Source organism: Coprococcus sp. AM97-35, from assembly GCF_027697525.1.
In the GTDB taxonomy this organism is placed as follows: domain Bacteria; phylum Bacillota; class Clostridia; order Lachnospirales; family Lachnospiraceae; genus Allocoprococcus; species Allocoprococcus comes.
Genome location: NZ_JAQESL010000048.1, coordinates 1 through 5,965 on the forward strand (window position 1 = coordinate 1; position 5,965 = coordinate 5,965).

At 33.4% G+C, this 5,965-nt stretch carries 6 protein-coding genes; 5 read left to right on the forward strand and 1 reads right to left on the reverse strand.

From position 1 onward, the window contains the following. Nucleotides 1-262: 262 nt before the first annotated feature. The 5 genes from PG840_RS16215 to PG840_RS16235 all read left to right on the forward strand — a co-directional run bounded on the left by PG840_RS16215 (nt 263) and on the right by PG840_RS16235 (nt 4,259). Nucleotides 263-583, forward strand: a complete 321-nt coding sequence (locus tag PG840_RS16215) for a hypothetical protein (protein WP_173692258.1) — start codon at nt 263-265, stop codon at nt 581-583. A 75-nt stretch (nt 584-658) separates the two neighbouring features. Beyond that, the gene (locus tag PG840_RS16220; protein WP_173692259.1) at nt 659-1,924 is read left to right on the forward strand and encodes an extracellular solute-binding protein; all 1,266 of its coding nucleotides are present in this window, start codon (nt 659-661) and stop codon (nt 1,922-1,924) included. A gap of 26 nt (nt 1,925-1,950) precedes the next feature. Next, complete coding sequence (locus tag PG840_RS16225) at nt 1,951-2,808, forward strand: carbohydrate ABC transporter permease (protein ID WP_008374422.1); 858 nt, start codon at nt 1,951-1,953, stop codon at nt 2,806-2,808. After that, complete coding sequence (locus PG840_RS16230; protein ID WP_270613883.1) at nt 2,801-3,577, forward strand: carbohydrate ABC transporter permease; 777 nt, start codon at nt 2,801-2,803, stop codon at nt 3,575-3,577. The genes PG840_RS16225 and PG840_RS16230 overlap by 8 nt, the downstream gene beginning before the upstream one ends. Before the next feature lie 4 nt (nt 3,578-3,581). Then, complete coding sequence (locus PG840_RS16235) at nt 3,582-4,259, forward strand: hypothetical protein (RefSeq protein ID WP_008374417.1); 678 nt, start codon at nt 3,582-3,584, stop codon at nt 4,257-4,259. Between the two features lie 74 nt (nt 4,260-4,333). Here the strand turns inward: PG840_RS16235 and PG840_RS16240 are convergent, their stop codons facing one another. Then, nucleotides 4,334-5,866 (reverse strand): AAA family ATPase, encoded by a 1,533-nt coding sequence (locus tag PG840_RS16240; protein WP_270540581.1) that lies wholly within the window; start codon nt 5,864-5,866, stop codon nt 4,334-4,336. Nucleotides 5,867-5,965 lie beyond the last annotated feature (99 nt).

Sequence of the window (5,965 nt, forward strand, 5' to 3'; positions counted from 1 at the left end):
CTTAAAAGCCGAAAATGAATCAATGAAATAAACTCTGGTATTCTTCGAAAATCAACAAAATCATACGAACTACTTCGTTTTCAAAAAATTCCTTTATATTTTTTGACATCGTTTTATTTTTGTGTTAAAATTCAGATACTAAGACATATACATCATTTAAATTCAATCAGTTATACTTTGTAATTTTTAAGGAGGGATCATACCAATGTTCAATTTTAAATTTTACTAACTAAATATATTGTAGTAGAAAGGAGAATACTTTATGACCATTAAAGCAAAAAAAATTAGTACAATAATATGTTCATTGATAATACTCTTAAGTCTTTATGTTACACCTGTAAGTGCTGCATCAGGAGCTAGAGGTACAATTTGTCCAGGTTGTTCTGGAAATATGTTACCAAGTAGAACTTATGGAACATGGACTTCTTATCAAAAAGCTTGTTCTCACGGCTATACATATGGTACAGATAAAATGGAACAGCGGACCGTTACAACTGTAGTTAAGTGTACTAGATGCGGACTCGCATACCCTCCAACAACTTCAACACAAACACGTTTTGTAAGTTGCCATGGTTATAACTAATATATAAATACTCTCTGGAATAACAAATATATTTATACACATATTTTTATTCGAATACAACGAAGGCGTGATACTATGAAACCTAAACGGCTTGCTCTTCTTCCACTCCTCATCCTTTCAATTGGATTATCCGGATGTACAAAACTAAATAAAGATGTCTCCAAAACACTCTCTATTGTTATAGAACCTGCTTTTAAGGAGCAGGTTCTTGATGCTGTAAAATATGCCACATCCAAAAATAACTCTCTGGAATTTGAAATTAAAATATTATCTCCTGATCCTGATAAAAGATCTGCAGAAATTCAGAAACTCCGTACACAGATCATGTCTGGAAAAGGTCCTGACTTATATCTTGTTAACTGTTCCACCGATGGAGCTGCGCAGATGAACGAACCTCTTTTTGAAAATCCTTATAAGGCAATGCAAAGTGGTGTATTCGCCTCATTGGATAAATATATGAAAAAAGATTCTTATTGGCAAAAGGAAAACTATAATCCGTCTTTTCTTCTCCCCGGTCAATATCAGGAAAGACAATATATTCTTCCTCTTTCCTGCCACTATAATATGTTAATCTCCGATACTGTACTTGATTATACACAGGAAAATGATACCTTAGAAGATTGGATTTCAAATATAAAAAGTTCTTCTGACCACGCTCTGAAAAATGCACTATTCGAATTAGATAATATCAGTGGTAACTGGTTTCAACCTGCTGCGGATTACAATTCCGGTCAGATTTTCTTTGATAAGGAAAAGTGGAGTAATTTCGCATTAGAATACTTATTATTTAAACAAGATTATTTAGAAAATGAAAAGACAAATAATACTGATACTAGCTCTTCGCATATTTTAATCTCATCTTTGGATGACATAAACGAACACACAACGCAAATAGACATAATCCCTGATATTCAGGGAAAAAAAATGGCTGCCATTCGTTGCTTTGGTGCTGTAAGTATGGCATCTGATTATAAAGAAGAAGCTTATCACTTCTTAATGTATTTTTTAAATAACGTAATTCAGGAATCAACTAGTACTAATGGAATGTCACTAAGCGCAAATGGTGTCCTTGGAACAGATTATCCGGTACAAGTATCTGCCATCCGTACAAAACTGTCCTTCTTAGATCAGTCAAAACAGGATTTAGCTATAAAAGCATTTCAGTCCTTAGAAGGAGCATATTTTCCGACAGAAGTTGAACATTTTATTTATGAAGAGATTATAGAAAATAGTAGTTTATTATATGGTCCGCAAACTGATTTTAAAAAGATATGGCAAGATAAGCTTTCGGCTTTAGCAGACAAAGCATGGAATGATTATCATACACAGGTGACAGAATAGTTTTAAGTGAAAGCGAGCGTGATGCAATGAAAAAAAAGAAGAAGGGATTCTTACTGGCTTTCCCTGCAATATCAGGATTTCTTTTCTTTTATCTGATCCCATTTTTGATTGTTTTGTGGTATTCTGTTTCTTTTGGTATCGGAAAACGCGAATTTGTAGGTCTTGATAATTATAAAGAACTATTTAAAAATACAATGTTTTTACTGGCAGTAAAAAACACTTGTAAATATATGCTTGTTACAATACCAGTTACTTTAGGGACAGCTCTCTGTATTTCTGTAATTTTACAACAGATTACGAAAGGTCAGAAAATTTTCCGACTCTCTTTTCTTTATCCAATCATCATGCCAATCGCATCTATAGTTTTAGTCATCCAGTTTTTTTTCAAAAATAATGGTTTTTTGAATCTGATACTAAACTTTTTTTATCTTCCTGAAAAAGACTGGCTTCATACATCAAGCGCTTTTTGGATCATCTGTATTTTATATTTCTGGAAATTTGTTGGATATTATATTTTCATTTATTCTTCCAGACTTCAGATGATTCCGAAAGAATATTATGAATATGCCAGTCTTCACGGAGCCGGAAAATGGCAGAGCTTTTATTATATTACCTGTCCTATATTGTTTCCGGTTATCCTTTTTACATTAATACTCTCCATAATGAATGCGTTTAAATGCTACAGAGAAGCCTTTTTACTTGGCGGAACTCATCCAGACAACAGTATTTATTTTTTACAACATTTTATGAATAATAATTTACAAAATCTGAATTACCAAAAGGTTTCCGCCAGTGCAACTATTATTACCGTATTTATTCTTTTTCTAAGTGGTCTTATCTATATGATATACTATTTTCTAAAGAGGAGGACTGCCGATGCATAAATACAAACAGTACACCCGGCTCTTTGTTTTTTCGATCATAGCCTTTATTTTTTTATTTCCAATTATCTATCTGATTGTATTTTCAGTTTTTCATTCAGATACCGGATTTTCTCTGATGAATTATTATAAAGTTTTTCTGGCAAAACCTGATTATCTGATAAAATTTTGGAGAAGCCTTGCCATGTGTCTGATGATTGCGGCAGGACAAACCCTTTTTTCCTGTATGTCAGGAACAGCATTTGCAAAATATTCTTTTCCTCTGAAAAAATTCTGGTTTATACTATTTGCACTATTTATGATTTTACCGATTCAGGTAACACTGCTGCCGAATTATATTTTATTAGAAAAACTAAAACTTTTAAACAGTTGGAAAGCTTTGATAATCCCTGCAATATTTTCACCTTTTGGAACTGTATGGCTTACTTTCGTTTTCCAGGCAATCCCAGATTCTACACTTGATGCCGCAAGAATGGATGGCGTAAATCAGCTACAAATGATTCGCTACATTATAGTTCCAAATTCAAAACCTGCCGTTATCACATTATTTATATTAGTATTTACAGAAAGCTGGAATATGGTTGAACAGCCTATCCTTTTTCTCGAAAAAGAAACCGACTATCCCCTTTCTGTTTTTCTCGCATCACTCAATCAAAATGCTGTTGGAATTCAATCCGTCTGTGGTCTACTATGTTTACTTCCAGTGACATTTTTCTTTTTATATTACAATACAGAATTGACGGATAGACTAAAAGATATTTTATGGAGTTGATAAAATGATGAAAAAGAAAACCTGGAATGCCGGATGTATGATCCTGATTTCTTTAATGATCTGTACTATTTTATCCATCCGTATAGAAAAATGGATGCAGATACCTGTAGAGATTGCAACGATCAGTCAGACAGAAGAAGAAAAGCTTAATTCTACCATCCGTATTCCCAAAAGTTGCTATAATACCGATACAAATATGATTTTTTATCTGGCAGAGCAAGAAGGAGTATTCGGAACAAAATTTCTCGCCTTTTCAAAGGCTGTCGATCCTCTTTCCATAACCGCAGATAGTATTCTTCTTCCGGAAGAAAAAGATGAAAAAGGACAACTTTTGCAGATCATAAAATGGTCTACATATCCATTAAAAGATGGAGATGAAGTCACCATCGATCAGGAAGGGGAACATAAAAAACAGTCTGGTGAAAACAGACGTATTTTAGAAAAGCAAAAATCTTTTTTCTTTTTGTTTGGAATAACCGTCCTGATTTTAATTTTTATCTTTGCTTTTGGAATTAAAGATTTGTATAAGTTTCCTGCCGGAGATTATAGAAAATGTGTCAGAGGAATGCTACTCATTCTGATTGGATTTGGTATCTTATGGAAAATTACTGCACTTGTGAATATTCCGCGAGAATATCTGCCTCCGGAATGTATATTGGATCTGGGATTTTATTTACATTAATCTATAAAACGGATAAAGTCAAACTGCTATATGAAAAAGTTTTAAATCGCAATAGCAGTTTGACTTTCTTCTTTTTATCCTATCAATACTTTTTTTCCTTCAAATGCAAAACCATAATGATGAATCTCTTCTTTTTTTAGACCTCTGTCATATAGTTCTGCATCATAACATTTTTCTTTAATCTGTGTCAGTGCCGTCTGCACAGTGTCTTCCAACGATTCTTCTCTTTTTATATTTCTCACTTTAAATTCCATAATAATCGCCGGATACTTTTTTGTTTCTTTTATTTTAGGAATCATCATCACGTCATAACGTCCAAAACCACTTTCTCTGTTCGACCGAATCTCATAGATATCAGTCTGATCCGCAATGAGTCCCAGAACAAATCCATGATAAAATCGTTCCGGTTCATTTTGTCCTACATCAAAATAACTGAATGTTGTCATTATAATCTGATTCATATAATAGTTCATAGCATCTATATCATCACTTAATAATGCCTTCATGAACTGATTATAATTGTCAAGCTGCTCAAATACGATTTGTTCATCAAAATTAACTACGATTTCTTTTCCCTGCAGCAATTCTTCCATCTTTTCTTTGATGTCTGTGGAAGCTTTTCGAATCAGTTCATCAATCATACTATTTGAACTGGTATCTGCCCAATAAGGACGGACCTGTTTTTTATCTAAAAAATTAGTAATTGACCAAGGATTATAGATATCATGCGTATTTCCAAATACAAAACCATCATACCAGGACTTTACAAGCTTTTTCTGATTGTTCATCCCACGCTCTTCTAACGCCTGAAATACTTCTTCTTCCGAAAATCCGAAACAGGTTTCATACTCCGTTGATGTCGTTGTTACAACGTTAAGATTATTTAAATCTGAAAATACAGATTCTTTCGACACGCGTGTAATCCCTGTCATCATTGCTCTTTCCAAATATGGATTTGTCTTAAACGTTGCATTAAATAAACTTCTGATAAATGCTGTAAATTCTTTCCAATATCCATAGAGATAAGCTTCCTGCATCGGGGTATCATATTCATCCAGCAAAATAATAACTTTCTTTTTATAATACCGGCTCAGGCAATTTGCCAGATTTTTTACCGCATTACAGATTGTATCATTTGCCACCTGTTTTTTGATTCCTGGATTTTTTGCATAATAATCTAACTCTTCAAAGCATTTCCTCTCACCATCCGTAAGTTCATTACTTTCAAGCAGATACCTATGTTCTGAATAGGCTTCATTGATCGCCATGATAATCCCATCTCTGGCATCTTCATAATTACTGCCTTTAATTGCGGAAAAATTCAGAAAAATTACCGGATAGGTTCCTTGCATTTTACGATACTTTTCCTTTTTCCAGACTACCAATCCTTTAAAAAGGTCTTCCCGTCCTGTAAATTGATTGGAAAAGAAACAATTCAGCATACTCATATTCAATGTTTTTCCAAATCTACGCGGTCTGGTGATCAAAGTAATTTCATCTTTTGATTCCCACCACTTACAGATCAGATCTGTTTTATCAATATAAAAACAATCATTCTCCCGAAGAGATACAAAATTCTGTTTTCCGATACTGATTACTTTTTGCATGAAAGATTTCCTCCCTTCCTGAATATCTATGGGTTATTATATCCTATTTGTTTCTTATCTTTCAACCGCTTATTTGTGTTAAATTTCTTTTCCTTCTGT

Bases quoted from the DNA above. Each gene is read 5' to 3' on its own strand.
- PG840_RS16220 (WP_173692259.1), top strand. From the start codon at position 659: ATGAAACCTAAACGGCTTGCTCTTCTTCCACTCCTCATCCTTTCAATT.
- PG840_RS16215 (WP_173692258.1), top strand. From the start codon at position 263: ATGACCATTAAAGCAAAAAAAATTAGTACAATAATATGTTCATTGATA.
- PG840_RS16230 (WP_270613883.1), top strand. From the start codon at position 2,801: ATGCATAAATACAAACAGTACACCCGGCTCTTTGTTTTTTCGATCATA.
- PG840_RS16235 (WP_008374417.1), top strand. From the start codon at position 3,582: ATGATGAAAAAGAAAACCTGGAATGCCGGATGTATGATCCTGATTTCT.
- PG840_RS16240 (WP_270540581.1), bottom strand. From the start codon at position 5,866: ATGCAAAAAGTAATCAGTATCGGAAAACAGAATTTTGTATCTCTTCGG.
- PG840_RS16225 (WP_008374422.1), top strand. From the start codon at position 1,951: ATGAAAAAAAAGAAGAAGGGATTCTTACTGGCTTTCCCTGCAATATCA.